Consider the following 24,058-nt stretch of genomic DNA (forward strand, 5'->3'; position numbering starts at 1 on the left):
CGCCAGGACCCCGCCGATGCCCCTCGAACTCAGCGCCGCCGAAGCCCGCCGCCTGGCCCTGGCCGCCCAGGGCTTCATGCGGCCGCCCCGTGGCGCCATCCGCGCCAGCCACGTCCGTGCGCTGGCCGGGCGTCTTGGCGTGGTGCAGATCGACTCGGTCAACGCCCTGGTGCGTTCGCACTACCTGCCGTTCTTCTCGCGCCTCGGCGACTACCCGCGCGAGCTGCTGGACGAGCTGGCCTGGGGCAAGCTGCGTCGCCGCGAGTTCTTCGAGTACTGGGGCCACGAGGCCTCGCTGCTGCCGCTGGACCTCTATCCGGCGCTGCGCTGGCGTATGCAGCGTGCGGCCCAGGGGCGGGGCATCTACCAGCAGCTGGCGCGCTTCGGCCGTGAGCAGCAGGAGGTGATCCAGCGCGTGCTCGCCGCCGTGCGCGAGCAGGGCGCCCTGGGTGCTGGTGCCCTGAGTACCCGCCAGGAGCGCGCCGGCCCCTGGTGGGACTGGAGCGCCGAGAAGCACGCCATGGAATGGCTGTTCGCCGCGGGGGAGGTGACGGTTGCCGGCCGTCGGGGCTTCGAGCGTCTCTACGACCTGCCCGAGCGGGTGATCCCGGCGGACCTGCTCAACGCCGCCGAACTGCCGGAAGACGCCGCCATCCGCCAGTTGCTGCTGCACTCGGCTCAGGCCCTGGGCGTGGCCACCGAGAAGGACCTGCGCGATTACTACCGGCTGGACCCGGCCGACAGCCGCCAGGCCCTCGCCGAGCTGGTGGAGAGCGGCGACCTGCAGGCGGTGACGGTGCGCGGCTGGAAACAGCCCGGCTACTGCATCGGCGAGCCGACGGTGCCGCGCAAGGTGCGCGCCAGTGCGTTGCTTTCCCCCTTCGACTCGCTGGTATGGGAGCGCGCCCGCACCGAGCGCCTGTTCGACTTCCGCTACCGCCTGGAGATCTACACCCCGGCGGAGAAGCGCCAGTACGGCTACTACGTGCTGCCCTTCCTGCACGACGAACGCCTGCCTGCCCGGGTCGACCTGCGCGCCGAACGCGCCCAGGACCGCCTCGCGGTGCATGCCCTGCACGAAGAGCCCCGGGGCTTGAGCGAGGCGGGCATCCAGGCCCTGGCCGAGCAGCTGCGCAGCCTCGCCACCTGGCTGGGGCTGGAGGCGGTGGCCATCACCTGCCAGCGCCCCGGCACCCAGCGGCTGCGCGCCGCCTTGGCGGGGCTGCCCGGCTAGGGCGCCACGCAGGCAAGAAAAAGCCCCGCATCGGCGGGGCTTTTTCAGGGCGCTGGAGCGTGCGTCAGACGATCACGCCCTGGCTGCGCAGGTAGTCGTCGTAGGTGCCGCTGAAGTCGGTCACGCCGGTCTCCGAGAGCTCGATGATGCGGGTGGCCAGGGAGCCGACGAACTCGCGGTCGTGGCTGACGAAGATCAGCGTGCCCGGGTAGTTCTCCAGCGCCAGGTTGAGCGCCTCGATGGATTCCATGTCCAGGTGGTTGGTGGGTTCGTCCATCACCAGCACGTTGGGCTTCTTCAGGATCAGCTTGCCGAACAGCATGCGGCCTTGTTCACCACCGGAGATCACCTTCACCGACTTGAGGATCTCGTCGTTGGAGAACAGCATGCGGCCGAGGGTGCCGCGCACCAGCTGCTCGCCGCCCTGGGTCCACTGGCCCATCCAGTCGAACAGGGTGACGTCGTCTTCGAAGTCGTGGGCGTGGTCCTGGGCGTAGTAGCCCAGCTCGGCGCTCTCGGTCCATTTCACGCTGCCGGCGTCCGGGGTCATTTCACCGACCAGGGTGCGCAGCAGGGTGGTCTTGCCGATGCCGTTGGGGCCGATGATGGCGACGCGCTCGCCGGCTTCGATCTGCAGGTCCAGGCCCTTGAACAGTTGCTTGTCTTCGAAGCCCTTTGCCAGCTTCTCCACGGTCACCGCCTGGCGGTGCAGCTTCTTGTGCTGCTCGAAGCGGATGAACGGGCTGACGCGGCTGGACGGCTTGACCTCGGCCAGCTGGATCTTGTCGATCTGCTTGGCGCGGGAGGTGGCCTGCTTGGCTTTCGAGGCGTTGGCGGAGAAGCGGCTGACGAAGGTCTGCAACTCGGCGATCTGCGCCTTCTTCTTGGCGTTGTCGGCCAGCAGTTGCTCGCGCGACTGGGTCGCCGCGGTCATGTACTCGTCGTAGTTGCCCGGGAACAGGCGCAGCTCGCCGTAGTCCAGGTCCGCCATGTGGGTGCACACGCTGTTCAGGAAGTGGCGGTCGTGGGAAATGATGATCATGGTGCTGTTACGCGCCGTGAGGATGTTTTCCAGCCAGCGGATGGTGTTGATGTCCAGGTGGTTGGTCGGTTCGTCCAGCAGCAGCACTTCCGGGTCCGAGAACAGCGCCTGGGCCAGCAGCACGCGCAGCTTCCAGCCGGGGGCGACTTCGCTCATCGGGCCGAAGTGCTGGGCCAGCGGGATGCCCAGGCCCAGCAGCAGCTCGCCGGCACGGGATTCGGCGGTGTAGCCGTCCATCTCGGCGAACTCGGTCTCCAGCTCGGCCACGGCCATGCCGTCTTCCTCGCTCATCTCCGGCAGGGAGTAGATGCGGTCGCGCTCGGCCTTCACCCGCCACAGTTCCTCGTGGCCCATGATCACGGTGTCGATGACGCTGAAGTTCTCATAGGCGAACTGGTCCTGGCGCAGCTTGCCCAGGCGCACGTTCGGCTCGAGCATCACCTGGCCGCCGGAAGGCTCCAGATCACCGCCGAGGATCTTCATGAAGGTCGACTTGCCGCAGCCGTTGGCGCCGATCAGGCCGTAGCGGTTGCCGTTGCCGAACTTGACGGAAACGTTCTCGAACAGCGGCTTGGGGCCGAACTGCATGGTGATATTTGCGGTGGAGATCAAGAGCTTTACCTTTCAATGACTTACAAGCTGTCTGCCGAAGTCGATACCGATTTGATACCAGTATTTAACTTCGCAATCTCGGTCCAATCGGAGCCAGAGTTGATCCAGCGGGCGTACGTAGAGAGAAGCATTTGGACGCTATTGCCCAACTGCTGTGCGATGAAGGCGGGGTTCATGCCTGACATTAGGCACATTGTCGCATAGGTGTGACGGCAGTTATATGGCTTGCGATACCGGATACCCAGGCCCTTGAGGATCGGTCGCCACTGGTGGTGGACGTCGGAAGTCTGCTTGATGAACTCGCTGTTCTTCGACGGCGGGAAGACGAACGGCGTTTCCTTGATGCGCCCCTCTCCCATCTTCCGGCGCTCGGCATATGCCAGGGCGAACTCCAGCGCGTGGATGGCGCGATCGTTCAGCAGCACCGTTCGGTCCTTGTGGGTCTTGGTGCGCTCCTCTACTTCCCCCAATGCAACTACCCGGAATACCCGCACTGTCCTCTTCTGGAGTTCGACGGCGTCCCACTGCAGCGCAATTGCCTCGCCGATCCGCAGCCCCGAATAGAACATGAATTCGTAAAGCGCCGCGTAGATGCTGCTCGGCCAGAAATCACGGGCATACATCGCCTCGATGATCTGGTCCGCCTCTGCTTGGGTGAATGGGTCAACCTCCTTCTTCCCGCGCCGTGGCAACTCAATGGGCTCTGCAGGGTTCTTGTCGATGACGCCGTCTTCAACGGCCGTGCGCAGCACGGTGCCGAGGCGCCAGATGGCGTTGCGCTTCACCCCAGGGGATGACCATTCGGTGTCCGCGATGATCTTTCGGAGCAGGGTGGTTGTTATCAGGTCGATTCGGGTTTTGGCCAGATGCGGCTGCCAGTAGAGGTTCAGAGCGCTGACGTAGTTGCCCCTGGTGCCCTTCGACATCCCCCGGCTGTCCAGCCAGAGCTGGGCGTATTCACCGAAGGTGTTGAGCCCTGCCACGTTCGCCGAGCTTGGGAAAAGCTCGGCGTACTTGGCGTCGTCCAACAGGTCCATCTTTATCAGGCCAACTACCTGAGCACGCAGTCGGGATGCAGCCTGGATGCCTTTCTGCGTGACGGGAAGCGGAAGTGTTTCGCTGCGGCGTCTTCCGTTCCAGGTGAAGCGGACGCGGAGGGAGTTGCGGAAGATTTCCACCCCGGCGGGCAAGTCCATTGGTTTTCCAGCCATTCATCGTATCTCCGTTTGCTGTAGATGGTTTCGCGGCCGAGCTTGATCCAGACCCCTTCAGGGATCTGCTTGCGGAAGCGCCTGGTGCGCAATGCTGCGACGGTGGTGCCGAGGAAGGCGGCGAATTGCACCTCGGTGAGCTTGTCGTGTTCGTCCTCAACGCTTTGGTGTGCTGCAGACATAGGGAGGCCTCCCCGCCGGCAGCGCCGGCAGGCTGATTCGTTGAATAGGTCAGGGGGTCTTGCTGCCGTAGGCTCGCAGCCACTGGCTGATGATGCCGGTGCCGTTCTGGCGCTCGCGGTCGAAGCTGCGCACGCGCCCGGCGCGCAGTTGCAGCCGCTCTCGCAGCTCCTGGTTCTCGGCGGCCAGGGCGATGACCTGGTCGCGCAGCACCTCGGCGTGGGCCAGGCGGCACAGCTCGGTGCCTAGCGGCAGCAGGCCGTCGGCGTAGAGCTCGCTCGCGTCGGCCACCTCCAGGAAGGGACCGTCTTGGTCCCCGTGACGATGGCCAACGGTCTAAGTCGGGAGGGGCCTGTCACGCCTCACCTCCCTGCGCCGGCGCAGGCGGCTGTAGGTGCGGGTTCAGGCGCAGGAGTTCGTCGAGCATGAAGTTGGCGCCCCTGGCCCATTGCAGATTGTCGCGGTCGCCGACGTACTCCGTGCAGCGCTGCGGTAGCACGATTGCCGGCTGCTGTGCGGATGCCGGCGGGGTGTAGTGGCAAGGCTCGGCACCCTCCTTGCACCAGCCACAGCGCTTTCCGTTGCAAGTCTGAGGCCTGGTGCCCACCACTGGCACCCCAGCAGCAGTCGGGGCGGAGAGCGCGGCAGCCGCGTTGCGCAGCAGATCCACGACGCGGCCGCGCCGGTGCTCGGCCTCGGCAAGCAGGTCGCTGGCGAGCTGTTCACGTTGTTCTTTGTTCATGGTCAATGCTCCAGGGCGGCGTCGGCCGGCTCTTGGTAGGGCTCGGTGATGTTCTTGGTGGCGATGACTTGGAAGCCGAACTGCACCGCGTTCGCTCCAGCAGGGCGCCAGAGGAATCGATCCAGCCAGGCAGCAGGGCGATGGTGTCGCAGCCCAGCAGCGCCTGAATGTCGACGCGCATGCAGATGTGGCGCGGCGTGCCAGGCGGATTCAGCTCTGCGGGGTTTTCGACCTGGTAGCCCAGCTTGCGCAGGCGTGCCGCCTCAGCGTTGAAGGCCGGGCGGTTCTCGTCGGGCAGGCCAGTCATTGGCCCGGCCAGGTAAATACGGTGCATGGGGAAACCCTCCGGCGCTGTGCGCAGAGTCGGTAAGTGGGGGATGGTTTACAGGGGTTGTGCGGTGGCCGGCGTGCTGGAGCGAGTGCAGGAGCAGAGCCCGATGTGCAGGCCGGTGGAGCGGCAGTGGGTTGGAGCGTTCACGGTGCGGGAGAGGCCAATTTCATGGGGACTCCTCGTCGGCTACATTCGCCGCTTCAACAACTGGAGCTTGGTATGGCAACGACTATGCAGACGGCAGCTTTGCCCTTTATAAGAGGATTCGAGATGCCGCCTGTGAATCGAGCGGAGAACGAGTGCGGGCGATTCGCGAAGCTGATGGCTAGAACCTATTAATCAACCAGGGCAGAGTGGCAGCATTCTCTAAATAAAAGAATCAGTATGCGGCACAGGCGCACAAATATAGTTCGTATTTGAAGAGGGCGGAGGAGTTATGGGGGAAAGAAACAAACATGGCCTAGGTCGCTACGTACCAAGTGAAGTTCGGCGGGTGGTTCGGCAGCGCTGTGGATTTGGCTGCGTAATATGTGGACTCGCGTTCTACGACTATGAGCACTTTAATCCTGACTTCAAAGATGCGCTTACCCATGAGGCTGATGGAATTACGTTGCTTTGCATGCAATGTAATCAAAAAAGGGCGCGCGGTATGCTGTCTCGCGAAACAGTTGCAAGGAGCAACGATAACCCAAAGTGCAAACAGTCCGGTTACTCAAGCGAGACCTTCGACTTTGGAATTGAGCCCATTGAAGTGATCGTGGCAGGTAATCGCTTTAAAAATTGCCGGACTCTAATTCATTTGGGGGGATGTGACATTTTATCCGTAGCCCCTCCTTTGGAACTTGGACAGCCATTTCGATTGTCCGGAGTTTTCTCGGACGAGACGGGGGCATGCACTTTAAAAATCGATGATAATGTTCTGGTTGTTGGTGCTGATAATTGGGATGTTGAAAGTACTGGGCCGAGGGTTGTAATTAGAAGGGGGCCTGGTGATATAGCGCTCTCGTTATATCTAGAGCCGCCTCACAGAATGACGGTTGAGCGCATAAACATGCAATACAACGGCTGTTACCTAAGAGGTGGCGAAGATGGCCTTGAACTCTCTCATGATGGTAAAAGCTGGGGGCGGCTGTACGCTATTAGCATGGAGAACTTTGAAGTTGGAATATACGTGGGTTAACGGCTTTACTTCTTCCTGTATGCGTTCAGGTGTGCCCATTGCCGATTTCCTTAATTAGGTTAGGCCTTCGGCGTTTCGTCTGTCACAGCGCAAGGTTGTGGCCCGAGCCGCGCATAGGCGCGGCCGGGCGGGGCGGTCACTCAGAAAAAACAATCAGAGCGATGATGAGCAGAACCAAAATGATTGTTTAGCAGCAACAGCACATGATTACCTCCTACGGTTTGTGGGTTGTCGGGGTAATAGCTGTCGCCAGGTCGCCATTTCCTGTGAATCTACTGCTGCTGGGCAACGCTCAGCCCCACGGCAACCGGCCGCACCCAAACCGGCATGCTGCTCAGGATGAAGGTTTCACCCAGCTCGGCCAGCAGCAGGGTTGTGCCCATGACGTGGGCGATCGCCTCGGCCGCTGCCGGCGGAACGGCGTTGCCGATGCGCTCGCGCCAGTCGCTGTCGCTGAGCCCGTCCAGCTCCAACTGCTCTTCGGGGTCCACCAGGCTCTGCAGGGCTGCCAGCTCCAGGGTGGTGAAGGGGCGGTGCCAGGTGCCGTCGAGCGACTGGATGATGCAGGTGAGGCGTTCATCAGCCGCCGGCATGCGCGGGTCGGCGACGCTCCAGCGGCCGTTGTCGTAGCGGGCGCTGGCGGAGACGGCGCCGGCTGCTTGGTCGAAGCCCACCACGCCGTAGTGGCCGCCACCTACCCAGGCGTCACCCTCTTGGCGATGCAGCGCACGGGGATCAGCGATCGACAGGGCGCCGCTGGCCACCTGCTGGGAACCGGTGACGGTGCCGGCGGTGCCATCCCAGGGCACCACGTTCAGCTTCCGGCTCGACGCGCCGGCGTGCCAGTTGTGGTAGCGAGGATCTGCGACGGCCTGGCCGCCCGAGCTGGGCCCGTGGCCGCTGGTCACGGTGTCGGCGTGCTGGTCCATGCCGACGACGCGGAACACGTTGTTATGGCGCACCCCGGTCGGCCGCGGGTCTGCCACGGCGAAGGCGCCCTGGCCGGTGGTGCTGGCCGCGATGACCGTGCCGGCATGATCATCCCAATCGGTGACCGGGTACTTCCCGAAGCTCTGGCCGCGCGGGTCGGCCACCGCGAACTTCCCTTGCCCGGGCGACTTTTGCCCGGTGATGGTGCCGGAGGTTTCGCGCCAGTCCAGAACGCCGAACTGCTGCCCGTAGTTCCAGCGGGCGGAGGCCTCGTAGCGCGGGTCGGCAACCGAGAACGCGCCATTGGTGGGGCTGCTGCGACCGGCGACGGTGCCCATGCTTTCGTCCCAGCCATGCACGCCCATGTAGCCGCTGCGGTAGGCCGGCACGATCACCAGGTCGCGCAGGTAGCCGTCCTCGATCGCCAGCTTGTTCAGGCTGCGCCAGTCGCCACCGGCTTCGACCAGGGCCAGACGGACCCATGTCTTCCACTGCAGGGACGGAACGCGGTGCATCGGGCCGGCCGCCGCGATGTCGCCCGCCAGCGGCATGCGGCCGAGGATGTCGCCCACGGCGCGGAGGCTCTTCTTCTCCGGCTCGTACAGGAACGGCGGCACCTTCTCGACGTGGCGCGCCACCAGGAGGAAACGCTTTCGGCTCTGGGCCAGGCCGCCCAGCTCGCCGCAGTCGTGGGTGGTCTCGGCGACCGCGTAGCCGTAGAAGCTGAGCAGGCTGTTGATCTGGTCCAGCAGGTGGCGGGCCCGGGTGGCCAGGCGCGGGACGTTCTCGAACACAATCAGCGGGACCGGGTCGTCCTTCCAGGCCTCGCCCATCAGCCAGATGCAGCGCAGGGTCAGTTCGTTGAGCGCCTGGTATTTCGGCGTCAGGCTCATCTTCTCCGACAGCAGGCCGCTGGCGCCCTTGCAGGGGCTGGAGATGAAGACCGCGTGCGGGCGGATGCCACGGGCGGCGCGCCGGACGTCCTCCGGGGTCGCCTCGCGCCAGCCGGGCGGCGGCTCCTTGCCATGAAAGCGGATGTACTGGTCACGGGTGAACAGGTCCAGCAGGGTGCCGGGCACGCCGGCGAGGCGGGAGAAGTCGGCCAAGCCGCGCGGGTCAACGTCGATGCCGCCCAGGCATTCCCAGTCCGCCTGCAGGTTCCCGACGATGGGCTTGGCGCGGTTGAACCCTTTGGCGCCGCCGCCGAGGCCGCAGCAGAAGTGGAAGTGGTAGAGGGTGCGCTTGATCATGCAGCTGGTTCCTATATAGCAAGCTCGCCCTGGGCGTTACGCGTCCAGGTCGATGCGGAGTTGTGGGTTTCGATGCGGTCGGCGATCACGGCTGCGCGCTGCCCCGCGGTTGGTGGGCAGTACATGCCGAACCGGGTGACGCTCCCGCCGTTCACTGCGGCGTTGGTGCTGTCAGCGCTGGCGAAGGGCAGCCGACTGAAGATGGCCGGGTCCAACATTCGCAGGCCGTGGAGCCGGCAAGATGGGCGGCCGTGTTCATCACAAATGGCGTCCATCGCTGCGCCTATGCGTGTCCACCATGGGGCAGTGCCAGGCGTTGCCCATTGCCCCGAACTACCGAGTGCCACGGTCCGCCAGGTACCGGCCAGGCGATGCAGACGCTCCAGTGATTCATGCAGGTGCCAGACCGGGACGCCAGGAAGGTGCGCAGGCCACTGTTCGAGCAACCGGTCGTTGGCGGTCTCGTCGCCATCGATCACGTCGGGGATCAGGGCCCAATCGAAACCAGGATGGCGGTGCCACTCGTCCACCCATCGGGTGTACCCGTCTACGTCCAAGAGGCCGCCGCGCTTCCAGACGCTGAAAGCGCCATTGTCGAAGACAAAGGACTGGCAGACCTCGGCGACGATTCCCACATCGTCCTGGCGTGGGAACGGGACCAGGCCGTGCCGGCCGGCGAGGAACCGGGCAGCATCTTGCCGGGTACCGCCGATCGGGGTGCCGTGGTAGTGGATCACGGCACCCCCCTGATGCTCTCGATTTCCACGCCCTGGTGCGTTGCCTCTATCCGAAGCACGCCACCCAGTTGCTGCTGTAACTGGTCGGCGATTTGCTCCTGGTATCCCTCCTTGATCAGGCTTGTGGCGGTCTTGATGTGCTCGACCATGACCATGCCCTTTGTCTTGATCTCCATCCGGTAGATGATCATTTCGCCATCGCTGGGGCAGCGGGCCACGAAGGTGTGGCGATAGATGTTCATGCGGCTGGTTCCTTGCTGTCGTTGAAGATGTCGAGCTGGCTGCTCTCAGCTGTAACGCGGCTTTGTTCGTGGGCGATGCGGGCTTCTGCGATCGCCAAGTACTCCGGCGAGAGTTCGCAACCGATGAACCGAAAGCCTTCGCGGATGGCCGCCTTGCCGGTGCTTCCGCTGCCCATGAAAGGGTCAAGCGCGGTACCGCCAGGAGGCGTTACCAGGCGGATCAGGTAGGCCATCAGGTCGGTCGGCTTCACGGTCGGGTGGTTGTTCGGGCTGGTCTTGTCCGTGCCCTCGCTCTGGAAGCTGCCGGGGTTTGCATCGCCGCTCGACCAGTTCAGGGGCTTGCGTTCCATGTGCTCGCAACCCTCGTTGCGGTCCTTTCTGCTGGTCTTTGCGCAGTAGAAGAACCTGGCCGCGCTGCCGGTGTCGTTGTGGAAGACGCCAGCCACCCGCTGGAGCATGCCGCTGTACGCCACCGCTCCGCTGAACCCGTTCGCAGTGGGCTCGGTACCTTTCACCGGGGCGGCGGCGCCTGCCTCGGCGGTGAACAGCGCCACTACCTCGCGACTCCCATCGTGAATCAGGTTCGCGGGCCAGCGTCCGCCGGCGTGCGGCTGGGTCAAGATGCCAGGGCCGCGCTGCTCGTCCGCCTGCCGCCGTGGCAGTCCGCCGGCGCCGGTGTTCGGCCGCATCTCCTCGCCGGCGATTCGGCATGCATCGATGTGGATCGCGCCGGTACCGTACTGCGCCACGTTCTGCGCGACGCTTCCGGTCATAGGCTTGCGCGCCATGCATATGGGCTCGTGGGCAGGCTTCAGCGCGGTGCCCCAGCCCTCGTGCTCGCCCTTGAGGTTGTGGCTCTTCGGGAAGCCGGAGCCGAACACCCACATGATTTGGTCGCGGATCTCGAAGCCGGCCATTTCGATGCCGACGGCCATGTGGTGATAGGTCCGCGGCGATGCGAACGACACCAGGTGGCCGCCGGGCTTGAGCACGCGGAACGCCTCCGCAGCCCAGGCGAAGCTGAACTCTTGGAAGGCGCGCATGCCCGATGGGGTCAGGTCGTACTTGCCGGCCTCAGCCGCCACAGACCGGTGGCCACCTGTAGCGCCGCATGCGCTGTCGCGGGAAGGCTTCCTGGCGCGTTGAGCTGCGCGGTCTTCGATGTCCTTGCCATCCCAGGCCTTGCCCATGAAGCGGATGCCATAGGGCGGGTCGGTGACGACGCTGTCGATGCTGTTGTCGGGCATGGACCGCATCACCTCGAGGCAGTCCCCAAGGTGCAGGGTGTAGTCAGGGGTCATGCGGCGGGCTCCTTATGCCAGGCACGGCAAAGCCGCACCGTAGTGGCGCTTAGAAATGAAGTGGTCTAGGTTCGGAAGGCCCGGCTCAACGCCGGATTAAGGAGAAAACATGCTTCAGAGAACTGACTGCTTTTTCGAATTCAATCGGCGCTTTCCCGACGCCTTAGTCAGGGCCTATCAGCACGACAATGGCTGCCATTCGGAAATTCGCGCTGGGGTTGAATTTGGCGTGGTCCAGGAAGTATTCCTTGGCGTATATCGAGAAGACGGCAGCCTGCGGCATGAGCGCATCTGGGACGAGTTTGTGCTGAGCCATATGGGATGCCCGTTGCGGGATCCCGGCAAAACAGTGGCCAGGGTTGCGGCTGGGCTGTTCGAAATTGGTGACAAAGTTCTAGCGCGATGAGTCGAATGCCAGTCCTCTTTTGTCGGTGAAAATGTCGAGCTGGGCGGCTTGCTCAGGTGCTTCCCCAGGTCTCGTAGGCCCGGACCTTCTCGATGGTCCGGTAGTGGACGCCGTACTCTGTGGCGAGCTGGCGCGCGGTGAGTCGGTAGCCGGCGGCGCGTATTTGGCGCACCTGGTCCGGCGTCAGCACTGCACATGGGCGGGCTGGGTTGTTCGGTCTGGCCATGGTTTCCTCGGGGCGAGCCGGCCCTGGCCGCGGCTGGCGCGGCAGGGCGATGAGGGAGGGACCGCCCGAGTGGGCGGCTATGCGGCTTGGCTGGTGCTGGGCTGGACGATTGCGCCGCTCTCGATCCAGTAGGCTGCGATCGGCGCCGGCAGCTTCGCCGGCGGCTCCTTCAGCGTGCCGCACAGCACCACCGAGTCGATTGCCTTGATCTTCGCCAGCTCCAGGAGCAGGACCAGCATCTGGGTGCGGGACGGCAGGTCCAGCACGTCGAACCGGTCCAGCAGCACCACGCGCAGTTCGGACAGCTGGGCGATGGCCAGCGCCACCAGGGTGTCGACGCGCCAGCGCTCCGACTCGGACAGCAGGCCGTAGGCGCGGTCGCCGTAGGTCAGCGCCATGTCGTTGCCGATCACCACCGGGCGCCATTTGGCCAGGCGGGCCAGGATGGCGAGCGAGTCGTTGACCGGTGCCAGAGCCTCGCCGAGCAGCTTCGCGGGGATGCCGGCAGGGGCCAGGGCGTCGCCGATCAGCGACCAGGTGACGACGTCCGCATGGTGCCGCGCGGCCTTGTCGATCACGGCCTGGCGGTCGGCGATGGCTCGGGCCACCTCCTGCAGGGCTTCGACCTTGGCGCGCAGCGCGTCGCGCTGCTGGCGTAGGTCGTTGATCGCCTGCTCGGCGGTCTCGATCGCCTCCGCCGACACCTCTGCGGCCAGTTCGGCCTTCAGCTCCTTGATCTGCTTGACGGCGGCCTCGGAACTGGCGACGTCGCGCAGGCTGTTGTCGATCGCGCGCATGGCGCTTTGCAGGTAGCCCTCGTATTCCGCGACACGCTTTGCCGCTTCGGCTGCATCTGCGCCAGGGACAGTGGGCAGCTTCATCAGCTTGCCGTCCTCCATCACCAGCAGCTCGCTGCAGCACGGGCACGTCAGCGCGGTTGCGACGCTGGCGGCCTGCTCGGCGTCAACCAGCTTCTGCGACCACTCCAGCTGGCGCTTGCGGTCCTCCTCCAGCTTGACCCGCCGGCGGGCCAGCAGGTCGGCCTCGGGCACCAACTCGGCGACCTTGGCCTGGCGCTGGGCGTTGTTCTGCCCGTTCGCGCGGTGGGCGCCCAGGGCCTCCTGCGCGTCGGCCAGGTCCTGCTCGACCTGCTGCAGCTCCTTCTGGCTGTTGGCCAGGTCCTGCTGGTCGACGGAGGCAGCAGGCAGCTCCGGCTCCCAGCCGTCGGCCTTCACTTCGCCCCACACCTCGCCGGTGACGCCACGCCATGCGCCCTTGGCGTCGGTGGCGCGGGCCTTGGCGTCCTCGCTGGCGGCCGGGAAACCCGACAACAGCAGCGGCTTGATCGTCGCCACCTTGTCGGGCTGCGCTCCCAGTTCCAGCAGGCGCTTCTCGATCAGGTCAGGGGTCGCCTTGCAGTTGGTGAGCTGGAACAGCAGCCGGCGGCGATCGTCGGCGCTGCCGGTGGCGAACAGCGTCGAGTCCAGCACATAGGGCAGGTACTGCGCGCCGGCCGGCAGGTGCTCGCCGTGGTCGCCGCTGGGCAGCTTCATTTCGCCCATCTGCTCGCCGTCGGCCCAGATTGCAGCGCGGCCGCGCTTGGCGCCCTCGCTGACCAGCTGGGCCAGGTCTTTCTTCTTCGCGACACGGCGGGGCCTGCCGAGCAGCGCCATGCTCACGGCGTCGCCCAGGCTGGACTTGCCAGCGCCATTCGGGCCGGCAACCAGGGTGATTGGGGTACGCAGCGCCAGGTCGGCGCTACGCAAGCCCAGGACGTTCTCTACCAGGATTCGGTCCAGGCGCATGATGGGTCACTCCAGGGTGATCGGAACTTCGGGTTGGTCGTCGGCCTCTTCCGGGGCCGCGGGCTCTTCGGTGCTGATCACGGCGATGTCCGGCGTAGACGCATCCAGCAGCGGATGGTTGCCCTTGTCGTCCGGCTCACCGACCACACCTGCATCACGCAGGCGAGCGATCAGGGCCTCGGCCTGGTCCTGGCCGATGGCGAGGCGCATCTGCAACCAGGAGATGCTGCCGCCAGCGTCCTCGCGCACGATGGCTACGGCCTGCGCGTAGAGGTCGTCGGCCTGCTCCTCGGGGGTGTGCAGCGGCTCGGGCTCCTGCTCGTGGCCGGCGGGCGGCGGGATCAGCACGTCGCGCACGCCGTTGGAGTTCGGCGCGGTGACCAGGCCTTCGCGCTCCATGCGCTCGATCAGGCGGGCGGCGCGGTTGTAGCCGACCTTGAATTTCCGCTGGACCGCGGAGATGGTCGCGCGGCGGGTTTCGCTGATGACGCGGACAACGTCCTGGTACAGAGGGTCGTCGCCATCCGGGATGTCGTCGTCGCTACCGCGCAGGTCCAGGCCGCCAAGGATTTCGCTGGCCGGCAGTGCCAGGGTTTTCTGGTCGCGATCGGGGACGATGTCGTCCATCGCCTCTTCGTAGTCGTTCGGCGCGATCACCAGCAGGCACAGCTTCCCGGCGGAGTCGGTGAGGGCGTGCTTGCTCGGCTCGTGCGCATCGACCTTGGCGGTGATCGTCAGCGTCTTCGCTTCGACCTTGATGGACTTCATCTCGACCTGCACGTGTTCCACGTCGCGGGTGCTGATGGTGCGAATTGCGACCGTCGCCGCGTCACGTGCGGCGTCGGTCAAGCGGTCGATCACTTCCTGCTGCGTGGACTCGTTCAGGCTGCTGTAGGCCGCCTTGAGGTTGCGCAGTTCGCCCAGGCAAGCGGCTACCAGGTCGTGGACCAGCAGCTCGTGGGCGAGCTCGCTGGGATACAGGCCCATGCTGCGGGCACGGTCGATGATGCTGCGGTGTTCGATCTTCATGGGGTGGGGCTCCTATTGGGCGGCGATGCGCTCCAGCTGCTGGAGCTGGGAGTCGCTGAGGTAGGTGTGGGGGCCATAACGCTTGAAGGTGTCGCGGAGGTCGGCGGTGAACTGCTCGTCCCAGTCGCCTTGGGCGACTATCTCGGCGGCGCAGAGCAGGGCGTTGAACTCCTCGACACGGTCGAAGCGCTCTTCAACCGTGCGGGATGCCATGGGGATTACTCGAGAACCAGGTCGCCGCCTTCCGGCTCGTCGTCCTGCTGCTGGGGCTCGTCGGCCGCAGCAGCGGCAGGCGCTGGTGCCTCGGGCTCGGCGTCCAGGATTTCGCCGGTTTCCATGTCCACCACCGGGCCCGGGGCGGTGTCGCGCAACGAATCGAGATCGACGCTGAAGCTTCCGTCGTTGCTGCGCTGCGCGTCGTAGGTGTCGCGGATTTCCTCCTCGGTCACCAGGCCCATGCCGAGGTCCGGCGCGTAAGCGCGTTGCCAGAACGCCGCCGATCGGTAGATAAACATCTGGTCGGCCATGGTCATCCACTTGCTGCCCGACTTGCTGGACCAGCCCTCGGCCTTGACCATCGCCCAGTCGACGACGATCCCGTCCAGGCGCTCGCCGGTTTCGCGCTCGATCGCCCAGGCGCGGCAACCGTAGTCGTCCTTTCCCTTGGTGCCGACCCACTCATAGCGGAGCGTGCTGTATCGGCCGCAGGTATTCACGGTGGCGATCAGGAACTTGCTGGACCAGCCCGGCGTGCCATGAACCACATACAGGTTCTGCATCACCATCAGCGGGTTGGCACCGATGCGGCGGGCCATGTCCAAGGCGATCATGCAGTTAGGCAGGTTGCCTTGGTAATGCTTGGGCACCAGGTTGGAGCTGGAGAAGGCTTTCGCGATGCGCTGCATCAGCTCGAAGCCCTGCAGGTCAAAGAAGCTCATCGCCACGGGCGGTTGGTGGTGAGCAGCAGCGAGCTGCTGCTGTTGCAGGCCTTGAAGCGTTTGGGTCTGGGTCATGGTGAGCCTCAGTCGTGGTAGGGGCAGGTGGACCAGCGCGGGCAGTAGCGGGCGCTGCAGAGGTTGCTCTGGGGGTTCGGGGGAAACAGGCCGGTGCGGAACATGTCGGCGGCAAACTGGATCAGCCCGGGCGCGGCGTCGGTGCCCACCATCAGCTCGCGCGCGCCCTCTACCTCGGCGGTGGCGGCCTCTGGCTTGCCCTTGGTCTTCAGGCCGATGATTTCGGCCGGTGCTGTGGTCGCATGCCCGGTGGTGTGCTGGTAGAGCAGCTCGTAGGTGCCGAGCTGCGGTTTATGGCCCCGCGTCTTCGCGACGCCATCGACCACCGCGCCGGTGCCGGTCTTCACGTCAGCGATGCCGGTGCCGTACTCGTTGCGTTTGATGCGCGCCCGGTCGAGGGTGCCGGTCAGGCGGACGATGATCCCGCCGCCGCAATCGATCTCCAGCGGCTTCGTCTCCATCTCCACGGCCACGAAGTCGTAGCGGGGGCTGATGTCGGTGCAGTACCTGGTCAGCAGGGCGAGGCCGGTGCTTTCCGCCTGCGCCAGTGTGATGTCGGCGCCGCGCCAGTCGACTTCCCGGTCTGGGTTCTGCAGCGCGTCCACCAAGTGGGCGGCGGCGTCGAACGGCGTCAGCGGCTGGCCGGTGACCCGGGCGATATCGAACGCGGCGGTGCCGGCGTGAATCGCAGTGCCCAGCAGGGCGCGCGGGCTGCTCGGCGATCGCATGCCCAGCAGGTGCACGCCCTCCCATTTGTAGGCGCAGTCGAACAGCGAGCCCCACGAGGAGGCTCGCACGGTGATGGTGGACATTGGGTTACCTCTGGCGGGTGTAGGAGGTGGCCGGCTGCTCGGCGGTGATCTGGCCGCCGTAGGAGATGGCGACCAGCAGGCCGGTGAACAGGGCGAGGGCGGCGAAGAGCCCGCGCCAGAAGGCGAAGCGCTTGGCGCGTTGGTAGGGGGTCATTGGATGGACCTCCGTAGGGCGGCGGTCAGGAGCCGGTAGTAACGCTGGAAGCGTTCTGGCTGATTCACCTCTAGGGACCATCCACGGTCACCGCACAGCCCGCAGTGCTCCATGGTGCACTTGCACGGCGGTTCGACTGGGAAGTGCTTCCGGATGATCGCCCGTGCTTCCTTGTTGATCGCCGCGGCCTTGGTGAGGAAGCGCCGGCCGGCGGTGGGGGCGTAGTAGACCCTGGCCTGCTGGGTGGCGATGGTCATGGGATGCACCACTCGCTTCCACCGCAGTAGTTGCCTTCCTCGGAATACTCCACCGCCATCGCCGGCCATTCGTAAGGCTGTTCGCAGCGACGGCAGCATGCGGACCAGCTACCGTCCTTCATCAGCTCCAGGCCCTCGGGCCCCCGACCCTGCAGGTACTCGTTTCGCAGGTTGCGCTCGATGCGGCTCTCGCGCTTTAGACGGGCCGCGGCCAGGGCCTTGCGGTCGTTCCTATCCATGAGCAGCCTCCTTGCGAAGCGCCGCGCGGCCAATGGCGCGAAGTGCCCGCTTGGCGATGCCAAGTTCCGAACGAACGATCTTGCGCTGCTGGAGCAGCTGCCACGCGAGCTGGCAGTGCTCGCAAGCGGGGTCATCTGCCAGGTAGTCGGCAATCTCGCTCTCGCTGAGCCGCTCGCTCCCGTGCCCGGTGGGCGAAGCCTCACGGATGTCCAGCGCCTCCCAGAGGTGGGTCTTGGACAGGCCGTCTGCTGTCGTCAACTCCTTCCGACGATGCGCGGGCAAGCTCCAGTTCTGTAGCTCGACGTTCACCGGGCACCGTGCCAGGGCAGCACCGACTTCCGTGGTTAGCCGGTGGTTCTCTTGGGCTGCTCGCTCGTGCCGCACTATGGCCGCAAGCACTTTATCCACGACGCACCTCCTTGCAGACCGCACCGGCTTGCGCGCAGCGAGCCAGGTCGAACCATCCGAAATGACATTCCGCCTTGGGGATGCCCATCTGCAGCGCCAACCACTCGTAGGCCTGGGAGCGGGTGAACCCGAAGCGGTCCTTGACGCGGTGGAAGAGCTGCTTGTTGGTGGCGCGGGCTGCGCGAAGCTGCTTGTTCGCCAGGGTGCCCAGCGGCAGGTCGGTGGCGGGGTGCAGGCCTACCATTGCGTCGCAGGGCACGCAGCGGTAGGCGTAGGGCCAGGCGCCAAACTCGCGCCCGTAGATTTCGCTGTTGCACACCAGGGCCACCGGGCCCTCGCAGTACGGGCAGGCAGTCGGCGGCGGCATCGCATCGCGGACACGGCGCAGCGCGGCCCGGCTGACCAGGGGCAGCGGTGCCGGCGGCACGAGCTTTTCAGCGCTGTTCGCGCGGGGATCAATGGGCATGGCGCACCTCGAAAGTGATCAGGACACGGCCGCCGTGTTGGAAGTCGCGGCGGGGGAGGGAAGTGATGCCGGCGGCCATGGCCCGGGCGAGCAAGTCGCCCCGGCGCTCGCCGTGGAAGCTGGCGAAGATGATCATCGGGTCATCTCCTTGCGCACCTGGGCGTCAATCGCCTCGGCGACCGCGTCGTGCAGCGGCTCGGCGATCAGCTGGACGCTCTGCTTGCCGAGGAAGCGCGGGTAGGTGTCCAGCAGCGGCAACAGGTTGCTCCAGAACTCCTTGCGCTGAGCCTTCGGAGCATCGGCCATGATTTCCTCCAGGCGCTCCCAGTCCATGTCGTCGCGGAGCTGGTCAGAGCGGCGGTCGTGCGCCATGCGGCGGTCATGGTCGCGGTTGATCAGGTGCTGGTGAGCGATGGCGGTCATGCCCATGGTCGTGTCCTCGCTGGTGAGCCTTCAGTGGGCAGCACTCGTCCGTCCCGCTGTTTGCCGGTGGGCGCGGGGCGAGTGCTCTCGACTGGGGGCTGGAACGAAAAGCCCCGCAGTTGCGGGGCTTGGAAAAGGGGGTCAGGTGCTGCGCTGCTCTTCATCCCGGATGCGCTGGGCTATTTCCTCCCGGTGGACCGGCACGTCTCGCGGTGCGTCTATGCCGATGCGGACCTGGTTGCCTTGGATGCCGGCGATGGTGATCTTGATGTCTTCGCCGATTTCGATTGTTTCGCCGATGCGGCGCGAGAGAAGAAGCATGGTGGATTCCTTTTCCGAGTGAAGCGTGGAGCGGGCGGCGGGGTTCGAACCCGCGACGACCGACTTGGAAGGCCGGTGCTCTACCAACTGAGCTACGCCCGCAAAAAAGCCCCGGTGTGAGCGAGGCAAGGTGTGGAGCAGCAGGTGATGCGGAGGGGCCGCATCGGTGGACGGTCCGGCTCTCAGCCGTGGCGCAGGTGCGCCGCCGAACCGCCCACCGATACAGCCCCGGCGCCGGAGCGCCAGGGTTGGTGAATCTGGCCGCTGTTACTTCCTGCGCCACCTGCGGCTGGGCGCTGTGCTCCTGTCGGTCCCGCTGGACAAACCATTGCGGGGCAGGGGGTAGAGAGCTCATCTCGTGAGCCCACTCAATTCGCTGAGTCCCGGGCTAGCCGGCGATTACCCGGCTTGTAATTCTGCGTTCTGCGCAGAATGTGATTTGCATTATGCGCAGATTAAATTCTGCGTCAAGCGCAGAATTGCAGAAAATACAAAGCCCGCTCGCGGCGGGCTTTGGGGACAGGAAGGAGAGGGTTAGCGGTGGGAGACGAACCAAGCAATATGGATGCTGCCGTCGGTTCTAGGCGTCAGCGTCACCCCCTCTGTTTCGCGGATCTCCTCCAGGAACTGGTCCCAGGCTGGCTGCATGTCGCCTGGCTCGCGGGCCAGCACGATCTGGTGCTCGATCTGGGCTCGGGGTGTGCTCACCAGTGCCTGCACGCGTTGCGCCAGTGCGCGGTAGGACTGGTAGGTGGTTTGCTGTAGGGACTGCGCATCCATCGGTTACCTCCATTGCTGTATATATATACAGTATTTCGGCAGGGACCGAGCTTTCAATAGCGGCCGGGGATATCCCTTGGTCGATATGTAAACTTTTCAGTCATGTAAACGAAAAAGCCCCGCTTGTGCGGGGCTCTCGTGTCCATCTGAACTCAGACCAGCTTGCGCTTCGTCTCTACGACAACGCCGACGAAGCGGCAGTGGTTGGTGATTTCAATGAGGGGGTAGGCGGGGTTCAATGGCTTCAGGAACTGTCGTCCGCCGTCCTGGACCAAGCGCTTGAAGGTGGCCTTGTCGTCATTCTCCAGCTTGGCGATAACCAGGTGTCCAGGGCGGGCCTCCAGGCCGGTATCGACCAGGATCAGATTGCCGTCCGGGATGCTGTCGCCGATCGGCGCCGTCATCGAGTCGCCGTTGACCTGCAGCCAGAAGCAAAGGCCCTTGCCCATGTAGTTGCTGAGCTCGGTTTCCTCGGCACCAGGTTCGTACGGTTGTAGGGCATCGCCCCACAGTCCGGCCGACACCCAGTTCAGCACCGGGTAGCGGTAGGAGCGATCCGGCTGCACCGCCAGCGAGACGTTGCTGGGTTCACCAGCAGGCCCTTCGGCGCCGATCGTGATGTCCAGTTCCTTGATGATCTTCTGCAGGAGGTCCTGGCGAGCACCCTGCTGGCCACGCTCAAGACGAGAGAGGTTGCCCGTGTCGGTTCCGACCCGGTGCGCGAGTTCTTCGAGCGTCCAGCCTTTGGCCTTCCGCGCCTTTCTGATTGTTTGTCCGATATTCATGTCCTGATTTTCCGGCTGCATCTGCGTGGCACGCAAAGCGCGTGGCGCAGATTTCCTTGCAAATAAATCTGCGCTGTGCGCAGAATTAATTGGCACTCACATAGGGCACAGCCATGCAACCAACCATGACCCCTCTCAAGAAGGCCCGGACCGAACGGAAGTGGAGACTCGCTGACGTCTGCGATCGCCTCCGTGATCTGGGCGAGAACATCGATACCGGCAACCTTTCCAGGATCGAACGCTGCGAACAGCGCGCTTCGCCGACCACCGCTGAAAAGCTCGCTCGAGTCTTCGGCGGCGACCTGACCGAAATCCACATCCTGTATCCAGAGCGCTTCACGACTCCGGAGCAGGGTGGTGTTGCCCAATCGGTGGCATAGCCATGTCCACGGAGCAATTGAGCCAGGAACAGACGGTAAGAGCCCGCAAGAACTTCGCCGTTCTCATGCAGCGCCTTGCGTCGATAGGCAATGGGCCTGTGGCGCTTGCAGTGGGTTGCGACGAAGCGACCATCAGCCGCATGAAGCCGGAGAAGTTCCAGCAGTTCGCCGAGATCCTGGCGGTGCTGGACCTGAAGATCGTTCCCAAGGAAATGCGCTGCTTCCACGAGCGCGACATCGAAACGATCCTCCACCAGGCGAAGCGCTACATGGAGCACATCCAGGGCGTCGACCAGCTGGAGTTCGACTGAAGTGCCAGCGTTCCAGATCAACGACGACGAGTGGAATGCGCTCTTTGACGAGCCGCACCACCTGCTCAAGGTCTACTGCGCGATCCGCCGAGCCATGGACTTCGCCACCGGCATTGCTGGGGTCGAACGCCGCTTGAGCGAGCAGATGCTGCGCGAACTGCTAAGCATCCCCGCGTCACCTGGCCGGCCGGCGTACACCGCCACCCGCAAGGAAATCCGCTACGCCCTGGACAGCCTGGCCCGCCTGGGCCTTCTCGCGCCTCTGCCATCCGTTGGCCCTCTCGTGTTCCAGCTCCCCCACGCCGCACACGATAAATCCGCCTCGGAGAGGTGGGGCCGTATTTCCGGCGCAGGTGGGGCCAGACCTGGGGCCTTAGCTGGGGCCAAGCCGGAAACTCTGGAAGCCCCGGATCACGTGGGCTTCAGCGACTACGACGCGGCAGGTGGGGCCGTAGGTGGGAACGGAGGTTCGGAAGAGGTGGGGCCAGAGGTGGGGCCCACCTCCGGAGTTCTTCCTACCCCCCCTGATTTACCGCGCGAGCCCATCGGCGTCGCTGGCCGCTTCGCCATGCATGACCACTGGATACCGAGCCCCAAGGGCTGGAAGGCGACGCTGCTGCGCAACGGCATGCAAGCGGCCGCACTCAGCGACGACGTCCTGCTCGAGTTCCGTTCGTACTGGATCAATTGCCCCGACAAACACCAATCCCAGGGCCAGTGGGAACACGCACTGGCCCAGGAACTCAAGAGGAAGACCCGCTATGCACAGTCCACAGGAACAGGTGCCGGACCACTTCAAACAAAAACCAATCCACACCGCCCCCCGCGCAGCGGCGCTGGTGGGCAAGGCTCTGGCTCAGCCCTCGACCGAGTGCAGCAAGCCATCGCCGAGCGAGACGCCGACCGGGACACTGGCGACGAAGCTGCTGGACAGCTTCTGGCTCAAGATGACTGAGATGTACGGCCATCGCTGGATTTCGAACTACGGGGCGTTGCCGAAGCCCGAAAGCGTGTGGGGCAAGGTGCTTGCAGGCCTCACCGGTTCGCAGCTGGCTGTCGGTCTTGCCGCACTGGTCGACCGCGGCGACGAATTCGACTGGCCGCCGCCAGCCAACACCTTCCGTGCGCTCTGCCAGCACGTGAAAGGCCTACCCACCGAGGACGAGGCATGGGATCAGGCGCTGAAGGGCGTCTATGGCCACGAAGCCGTCCGAGTTGCGGCCAGGGCCACAGGCCCCTTCGACCTGCAGGGCGCGAGGCTCAACGACAAAGGGCTGCGCGCTCGCTTCAGCCGCAACTACGCGATCGTCCGGGCCAGGGCGGTGATGGGCAAGCCGCTGGACGACCACATCCCGGAGGCGATCGGCCACGAGGTGAAATCGCCCATGCAGGTGCAGTACGCGCATTCCCACAAGCAGGCCCAGGAACTGATCCGCCTGCAGGAGCTGCCCACGGACGGCAAGCAGGCGCGCGAGTTGCTGCTGGGCAAGATGGGCATCCACCGGGAGCCCCGCCATGCGTGAGCTGCTGCAGATCGTCGAGTTCTTCGTGCCTGGCGAGCCAGTGGGGAAGGGCAGGCCGCGGGTGGGGAAGGTCGGGCAGCACGCTCGGCTGTTCACACCGGCGAAGACCGTCAACTACGAGGGGCTGATCGCCCATGCCGGCAGCCAGGCCATGCAAGCGCGTGCACTGATCGACGGCCCGGTGCTGGTTGAGATGCACATGGGCCTGAGCATCCCTCAGTCGATGTCGAAAAAGCTGAAAGCCCTGGCCGTGGCCGGCCGAGTCTTCCCCACCAAGAAGCCCGACATGGACAACGTCATCAAGGCCATTTTCGACGGCCTCAACGGAGCCGTGTGGGTCGACGACGTCCAGGTCGTGGACACCGTGGTGCGCAAGCGCTACGCGGAAACACCAGGTGTGAGGGTGCGCGTTGTGCCGCTCTACACCGCAGATCACCAGGAGGCAGTATGAGGCTCATTGGAGCGCGCCAGGCATGGCACGATGCATTCCACGACAGCACCCCGTCGGCCCTGGCCGTCGCTGCCGACAAGGCGACGCTTGGGAAGCGGGGCAGGGTGGCCAACGAGACTTTCCCGTCGCGGCAGGAAACCAACAGCCGATGCGCCCACATGCTGGCCTCGGGGCTGGTGCAGAGCGCCATCGCCACGCTACCGAAGCCGCTGCAGCACTTCGGGCACGCGCTCTACTCCCCGGTGGGCAACGGCCAGGACCTGAACATCGCTCACGCCCTGGTCTGGTTCACAACCGAGATGCAGGCGATGTCGCCCAGGCGCCAGGCGGTGGCCTACTGGATGGCCATGGCCGCGTTCAACTCGCACCGCGGCATGGTGTGGGGCGGGGAAGGGTGGGGGCCAGGTCGCGTCTGCCTGTTCGTGCAGGACTGGTACGGCTACCGCGTTGACGCCAGTAACTGGTCCAGGGATTGGGCCGTGGTGTGGGAGACACTAGCGAAGACCATCGACGAACTCGATGCAAAAGCCCTTCGGCCGGTGGCGGCTGTGGTCAAGCAGCACAAGGCCGCTTGACCATTTGACGAGTGTTTTGATAGATTTTTGTCACTTTGCGATTCATCGCTCGAAAGAAATGTCTTAAATATCAAGGCCCGACTAGATGTCGGGCTTTTTATTTCTCTTTCGAAATATTTTAATCACTCTTCTCTGTCATACTGATATTTATCAGAAGAGGTGAGTATGAAAAGTAAGCGAATTAGTATTTCGCAATTAATTGGTTCGGATGTCCCCAAACGAATTCGTGACGGGGGTTATGACTCGATGTTTTGTGTCTTTGTTGGGCGAAAGCTTGAAGCTGCTTTCGTTAATTTGGAAGAGTTGAATAAGTACATGCCACACATTGAAGGTGAGGCAGCTCTTGTAGTGCATTGAGGTGCCGGCCCTGCTGGCCTTCACTGTAGAAAGGCTCTACAAGTCATTGAGCCACTATTACCGGCGGTCTACATTGACTATCTATTTCCCGCGAGAGGCTTAATGTACAACCTCATCAACGGAGAAAAAGAATGAACAGCCGAAATAGTGATAATCAAGGTAAAAATCAGCAGGCCCAGAATAAAGGGGCTGCAACAAGTGGGAATCATCAAGGGCCCACGAAAGTGCAGGAGCAGCTGCCTCCGCAGGATCAACAGCCGAAAGACCTGAACCGACGATCGATACAGAAATAGTTCTTTAGCTTTCGACAGGGCCCAGCAGAATTGCTGGGCTTTTTTATTTGA

At 64.3% G+C, this 24,058-nt stretch carries 33 protein-coding genes and 1 tRNA gene; 9 read left to right on the plus strand and 25 right to left on the minus strand.

Translation table 11 applies throughout. The annotated features are described in order from the left end of the window. The first annotated feature begins 16 nt into the window (after positions 1 to 16). Entirely contained in the window at positions 17 to 1,234 is a 1,218-nt protein-coding gene (locus OEJ36_RS20440; RefSeq protein WP_263403121.1) for a winged helix-turn-helix domain-containing protein, read from the plus strand. Between the two features lie 64 nt (positions 1,235 to 1,298). Here the strand turns inward: OEJ36_RS20440 and OEJ36_RS20445 are convergent, their stop codons facing one another. The 5 genes from OEJ36_RS20445 to OEJ36_RS20465 all read right to left on the minus strand — a co-directional run bounded on the left by OEJ36_RS20445 (position 1,299) and on the right by OEJ36_RS20465 (position 5,355). Further along, positions 1,299 to 2,888 carry an ABC-F family ATPase gene (locus OEJ36_RS20445; protein WP_031286787.1) on the minus strand — a complete coding sequence of 530 codons (1,590 nt, stop codon included), beginning with the start codon at positions 2,886 to 2,888 and terminating at the stop codon, positions 1,299 to 1,301. 20 nt (positions 2,889 to 2,908) lie between these two features. Next, the gene (locus OEJ36_RS20450; protein ID WP_263403122.1) at positions 2,909 to 4,099 is read right to left on the minus strand and encodes a site-specific integrase; all 1,191 of its coding nucleotides are present in this window, start codon (positions 4,097 to 4,099) and stop codon (positions 2,909 to 2,911) included. Between the two features lie 231 nt (positions 4,100 to 4,330). Then, positions 4,331 to 4,570 carry a hypothetical protein gene (locus OEJ36_RS20455; protein WP_263403123.1) on the minus strand — a complete coding sequence of 80 codons (240 nt, stop codon included), beginning with the start codon at positions 4,568 to 4,570 and terminating at the stop codon, positions 4,331 to 4,333. A gap of 64 nt (positions 4,571 to 4,634) precedes the next feature. Beyond that, positions 4,635 to 5,021, minus strand: a complete 387-nt coding sequence (locus tag OEJ36_RS20460) for a hypothetical protein (RefSeq protein WP_263403124.1) — start codon at positions 5,019 to 5,021, stop codon at positions 4,635 to 4,637. Further along, positions 5,002 to 5,355 carry a DUF4406 domain-containing protein gene (locus tag OEJ36_RS20465; RefSeq protein ID WP_263403125.1) on the minus strand — a complete coding sequence of 118 codons (354 nt, stop codon included), beginning with the start codon at positions 5,353 to 5,355 and terminating at the stop codon, positions 5,002 to 5,004. The genes OEJ36_RS20460 and OEJ36_RS20465 overlap by 20 nt, the downstream gene beginning before the upstream one ends. A gap of 646 nt (positions 5,356 to 6,001) precedes the next feature. Between OEJ36_RS20465 and OEJ36_RS20470 the strand changes: the two genes are divergently transcribed. Further along, the gene (locus tag OEJ36_RS20470) at positions 6,002 to 6,532 is read left to right on the plus strand and encodes a hypothetical protein (protein ID WP_263403126.1); all 531 of its coding nucleotides are present in this window, start codon (positions 6,002 to 6,004) and stop codon (positions 6,530 to 6,532) included. Positions 6,533 to 6,804: 272 nt separating this feature from the next. On the opposite strand, the gene OEJ36_RS20475 is transcribed toward OEJ36_RS20470, so the two are convergent. From OEJ36_RS20475 to OEJ36_RS20490, 4 genes are read right to left on the minus strand one after another with little or no spacing between them, the layout of a single operon-like run. Next, positions 6,805 to 8,712 (minus strand): DNA cytosine methyltransferase, encoded by a 1,908-nt coding sequence (locus OEJ36_RS20475; RefSeq protein WP_263403127.1) that lies wholly within the window; start codon positions 8,710 to 8,712, stop codon positions 6,805 to 6,807. Positions 8,713 to 8,723: 11 nt separating this feature from the next. Then, entirely contained in the window at positions 8,724 to 9,449 is a 726-nt protein-coding gene (locus OEJ36_RS20480) for a hypothetical protein (RefSeq protein ID WP_263403128.1), read from the minus strand. Continuing rightward, positions 9,446 to 9,691, minus strand: coding sequence for a hypothetical protein (locus tag OEJ36_RS20485; protein WP_263403129.1), 246 nt, complete (start codon positions 9,689 to 9,691; stop codon positions 9,446 to 9,448). Before OEJ36_RS20485 ends, OEJ36_RS20480 begins: the two co-directional genes overlap by 4 nt. Then, positions 9,688 to 10,992 carry a DNA-methyltransferase gene (locus OEJ36_RS20490; RefSeq protein ID WP_263403130.1) on the minus strand — a complete coding sequence of 435 codons (1,305 nt, stop codon included), beginning with the start codon at positions 10,990 to 10,992 and terminating at the stop codon, positions 9,688 to 9,690. The genes OEJ36_RS20485 and OEJ36_RS20490 overlap by 4 nt, the downstream gene beginning before the upstream one ends. 109 nt (positions 10,993 to 11,101) lie before the next feature. Between OEJ36_RS20490 and OEJ36_RS20495 the strand changes: the two genes are divergently transcribed. Then, the gene (locus OEJ36_RS20495) at positions 11,102 to 11,398 is read left to right on the plus strand and encodes a hypothetical protein (RefSeq protein ID WP_263403131.1); all 297 of its coding nucleotides are present in this window, start codon (positions 11,102 to 11,104) and stop codon (positions 11,396 to 11,398) included. Positions 11,399 to 11,701: 303 nt separating this feature from the next. On the opposite strand, the gene OEJ36_RS20500 is transcribed toward OEJ36_RS20495, so the two are convergent. From OEJ36_RS20500 to OEJ36_RS20580, 16 genes are all read right to left on the minus strand, one after another. Beyond that, positions 11,702 to 13,429, minus strand: a complete 1,728-nt coding sequence (locus tag OEJ36_RS20500) for an AAA family ATPase (protein WP_263403132.1) — start codon at positions 13,427 to 13,429, stop codon at positions 11,702 to 11,704. Positions 13,430 to 13,435: 6 nt separating this feature from the next. Beyond that, entirely contained in the window at positions 13,436 to 14,458 is a 1,023-nt protein-coding gene (locus OEJ36_RS30480; RefSeq protein WP_317891594.1) for a DNA translocase FtsK, read from the minus strand. A 12-nt stretch (positions 14,459 to 14,470) separates the two neighbouring features. Further along, positions 14,471 to 14,671, minus strand: a complete 201-nt coding sequence (locus OEJ36_RS20515; RefSeq protein WP_263403133.1) for a hypothetical protein — start codon at positions 14,669 to 14,671, stop codon at positions 14,471 to 14,473. Positions 14,672 to 14,676: 5 nt separating this feature from the next. Beyond that, positions 14,677 to 15,471, minus strand: a complete 795-nt coding sequence (locus OEJ36_RS20520) for a hypothetical protein (protein ID WP_263403134.1) — start codon at positions 15,469 to 15,471, stop codon at positions 14,677 to 14,679. Positions 15,472 to 15,479: 8 nt separating this feature from the next. Beyond that, positions 15,480 to 16,283, minus strand: coding sequence for a RecB family exonuclease (locus OEJ36_RS20525; RefSeq protein ID WP_263403135.1), 804 nt, complete (start codon positions 16,281 to 16,283; stop codon positions 15,480 to 15,482). 4 nt (positions 16,284 to 16,287) lie between these two features. Further along, positions 16,288 to 16,437 (minus strand): hypothetical protein, encoded by a 150-nt coding sequence (locus OEJ36_RS20530; protein WP_263403136.1) that lies wholly within the window; start codon positions 16,435 to 16,437, stop codon positions 16,288 to 16,290. Continuing rightward, positions 16,434 to 16,694: a hypothetical protein gene (locus OEJ36_RS20535; RefSeq protein ID WP_263403137.1), complete on the minus strand. Its 261-nt coding sequence runs from the start codon at positions 16,692 to 16,694 to the stop codon at positions 16,434 to 16,436. The genes OEJ36_RS20530 and OEJ36_RS20535 overlap by 4 nt, the downstream gene beginning before the upstream one ends. Further along, positions 16,691 to 16,933, minus strand: coding sequence for a hypothetical protein (locus OEJ36_RS20540; RefSeq protein WP_263403138.1), 243 nt, complete (start codon positions 16,931 to 16,933; stop codon positions 16,691 to 16,693). Before OEJ36_RS20540 ends, OEJ36_RS20535 begins: the two co-directional genes overlap by 4 nt. After that, positions 16,926 to 17,342 carry a hypothetical protein gene (locus tag OEJ36_RS20545; protein ID WP_263403139.1) on the minus strand — a complete coding sequence of 139 codons (417 nt, stop codon included), beginning with the start codon at positions 17,340 to 17,342 and terminating at the stop codon, positions 16,926 to 16,928. The genes OEJ36_RS20540 and OEJ36_RS20545 overlap by 8 nt, the downstream gene beginning before the upstream one ends. Next, the gene (locus OEJ36_RS20550; protein WP_263403140.1) at positions 17,335 to 17,808 is read right to left on the minus strand and encodes a DUF3268 family zinc-finger domain-containing protein; all 474 of its coding nucleotides are present in this window, start codon (positions 17,806 to 17,808) and stop codon (positions 17,335 to 17,337) included. The genes OEJ36_RS20545 and OEJ36_RS20550 overlap by 8 nt, the downstream gene beginning before the upstream one ends. Next, positions 17,798 to 17,944, minus strand: a complete 147-nt coding sequence (locus OEJ36_RS20555) for a hypothetical protein (protein WP_263403141.1) — start codon at positions 17,942 to 17,944, stop codon at positions 17,798 to 17,800. Before OEJ36_RS20555 ends, OEJ36_RS20550 begins: the two co-directional genes overlap by 11 nt. Next, complete coding sequence (locus OEJ36_RS20560; protein ID WP_263403142.1) at positions 17,941 to 18,231, minus strand: hypothetical protein; 291 nt, start codon at positions 18,229 to 18,231, stop codon at positions 17,941 to 17,943. The genes OEJ36_RS20555 and OEJ36_RS20560 overlap by 4 nt, the downstream gene beginning before the upstream one ends. Positions 18,232 to 18,372: 141 nt before the next feature. Next, the gene (csrA, locus tag OEJ36_RS20565) at positions 18,373 to 18,552 is read right to left on the minus strand and encodes a carbon storage regulator CsrA (protein WP_263403143.1); all 180 of its coding nucleotides are present in this window, start codon (positions 18,550 to 18,552) and stop codon (positions 18,373 to 18,375) included. 26 nt (positions 18,553 to 18,578) lie between these two features. After that, positions 18,579 to 18,654 (minus strand) — tRNA-Gly (locus OEJ36_RS20570). 432 nt (positions 18,655 to 19,086) lie between these two features. Then, a complete protein-coding gene (locus OEJ36_RS20575) occupies positions 19,087 to 19,332 on the minus strand; it encodes a DUF1654 domain-containing protein (protein ID WP_263403144.1) in 246 nt (81 codons plus the stop codon). A gap of 152 nt (positions 19,333 to 19,484) precedes the next feature. Further along, positions 19,485 to 20,117, minus strand: a complete 633-nt coding sequence (locus OEJ36_RS20580) for a LexA family protein (RefSeq protein ID WP_263403145.1) — start codon at positions 20,115 to 20,117, stop codon at positions 19,485 to 19,487. Between the two features lie 125 nt (positions 20,118 to 20,242). On the opposite strand from OEJ36_RS20580, the gene OEJ36_RS20585 reads away from it, so the two are divergent. Genes OEJ36_RS20585 through OEJ36_RS20610 form a run of 6 tightly spaced genes read left to right on the plus strand, consistent with a single transcriptional unit; the run spans position 20,243 to position 23,357 of the window. Then, the gene (locus OEJ36_RS20585) at positions 20,243 to 20,497 is read left to right on the plus strand and encodes a helix-turn-helix domain-containing protein (protein ID WP_263403146.1); all 255 of its coding nucleotides are present in this window, start codon (positions 20,243 to 20,245) and stop codon (positions 20,495 to 20,497) included. 2 nt (positions 20,498 to 20,499) lie between these two features. After that, positions 20,500 to 20,808 (plus strand): lambda phage CII family protein, encoded by a 309-nt coding sequence (locus OEJ36_RS20590; protein WP_263154035.1) that lies wholly within the window; start codon positions 20,500 to 20,502, stop codon positions 20,806 to 20,808. A 1-nt stretch (position 20,809) separates the two neighbouring features. Then, complete coding sequence (locus tag OEJ36_RS20595) at positions 20,810 to 21,763, plus strand: DnaT-like ssDNA-binding domain-containing protein (RefSeq protein WP_263403147.1); 954 nt, start codon at positions 20,810 to 20,812, stop codon at positions 21,761 to 21,763. 1 nt (position 21,764) lies between these two features. Then, entirely contained in the window at positions 21,765 to 22,331 is a 567-nt protein-coding gene (locus OEJ36_RS20600) for a hypothetical protein (RefSeq protein ID WP_263403148.1), read from the plus strand. Then, on the plus strand, positions 22,324 to 22,782 hold the full coding sequence (locus OEJ36_RS20605; RefSeq protein WP_263403149.1) for a RusA family crossover junction endodeoxyribonuclease: 459 nt from the start codon (positions 22,324 to 22,326) through the stop codon (positions 22,780 to 22,782). Before OEJ36_RS20600 ends, OEJ36_RS20605 begins: the two co-directional genes overlap by 8 nt. After that, entirely contained in the window at positions 22,779 to 23,357 is a 579-nt protein-coding gene (locus OEJ36_RS20610) for a hypothetical protein (RefSeq protein WP_263403150.1), read from the plus strand. The genes OEJ36_RS20605 and OEJ36_RS20610 overlap by 4 nt, the downstream gene beginning before the upstream one ends. Positions 23,358 to 24,058 lie beyond the last annotated feature (701 nt).

It is taken from the genome of Pseudomonas sp. PDM13, assembly GCF_025685765.1.
In the GTDB taxonomy this organism is placed as follows: domain Bacteria; phylum Pseudomonadota; class Gammaproteobacteria; order Pseudomonadales; family Pseudomonadaceae; genus Metapseudomonas; species Metapseudomonas solani.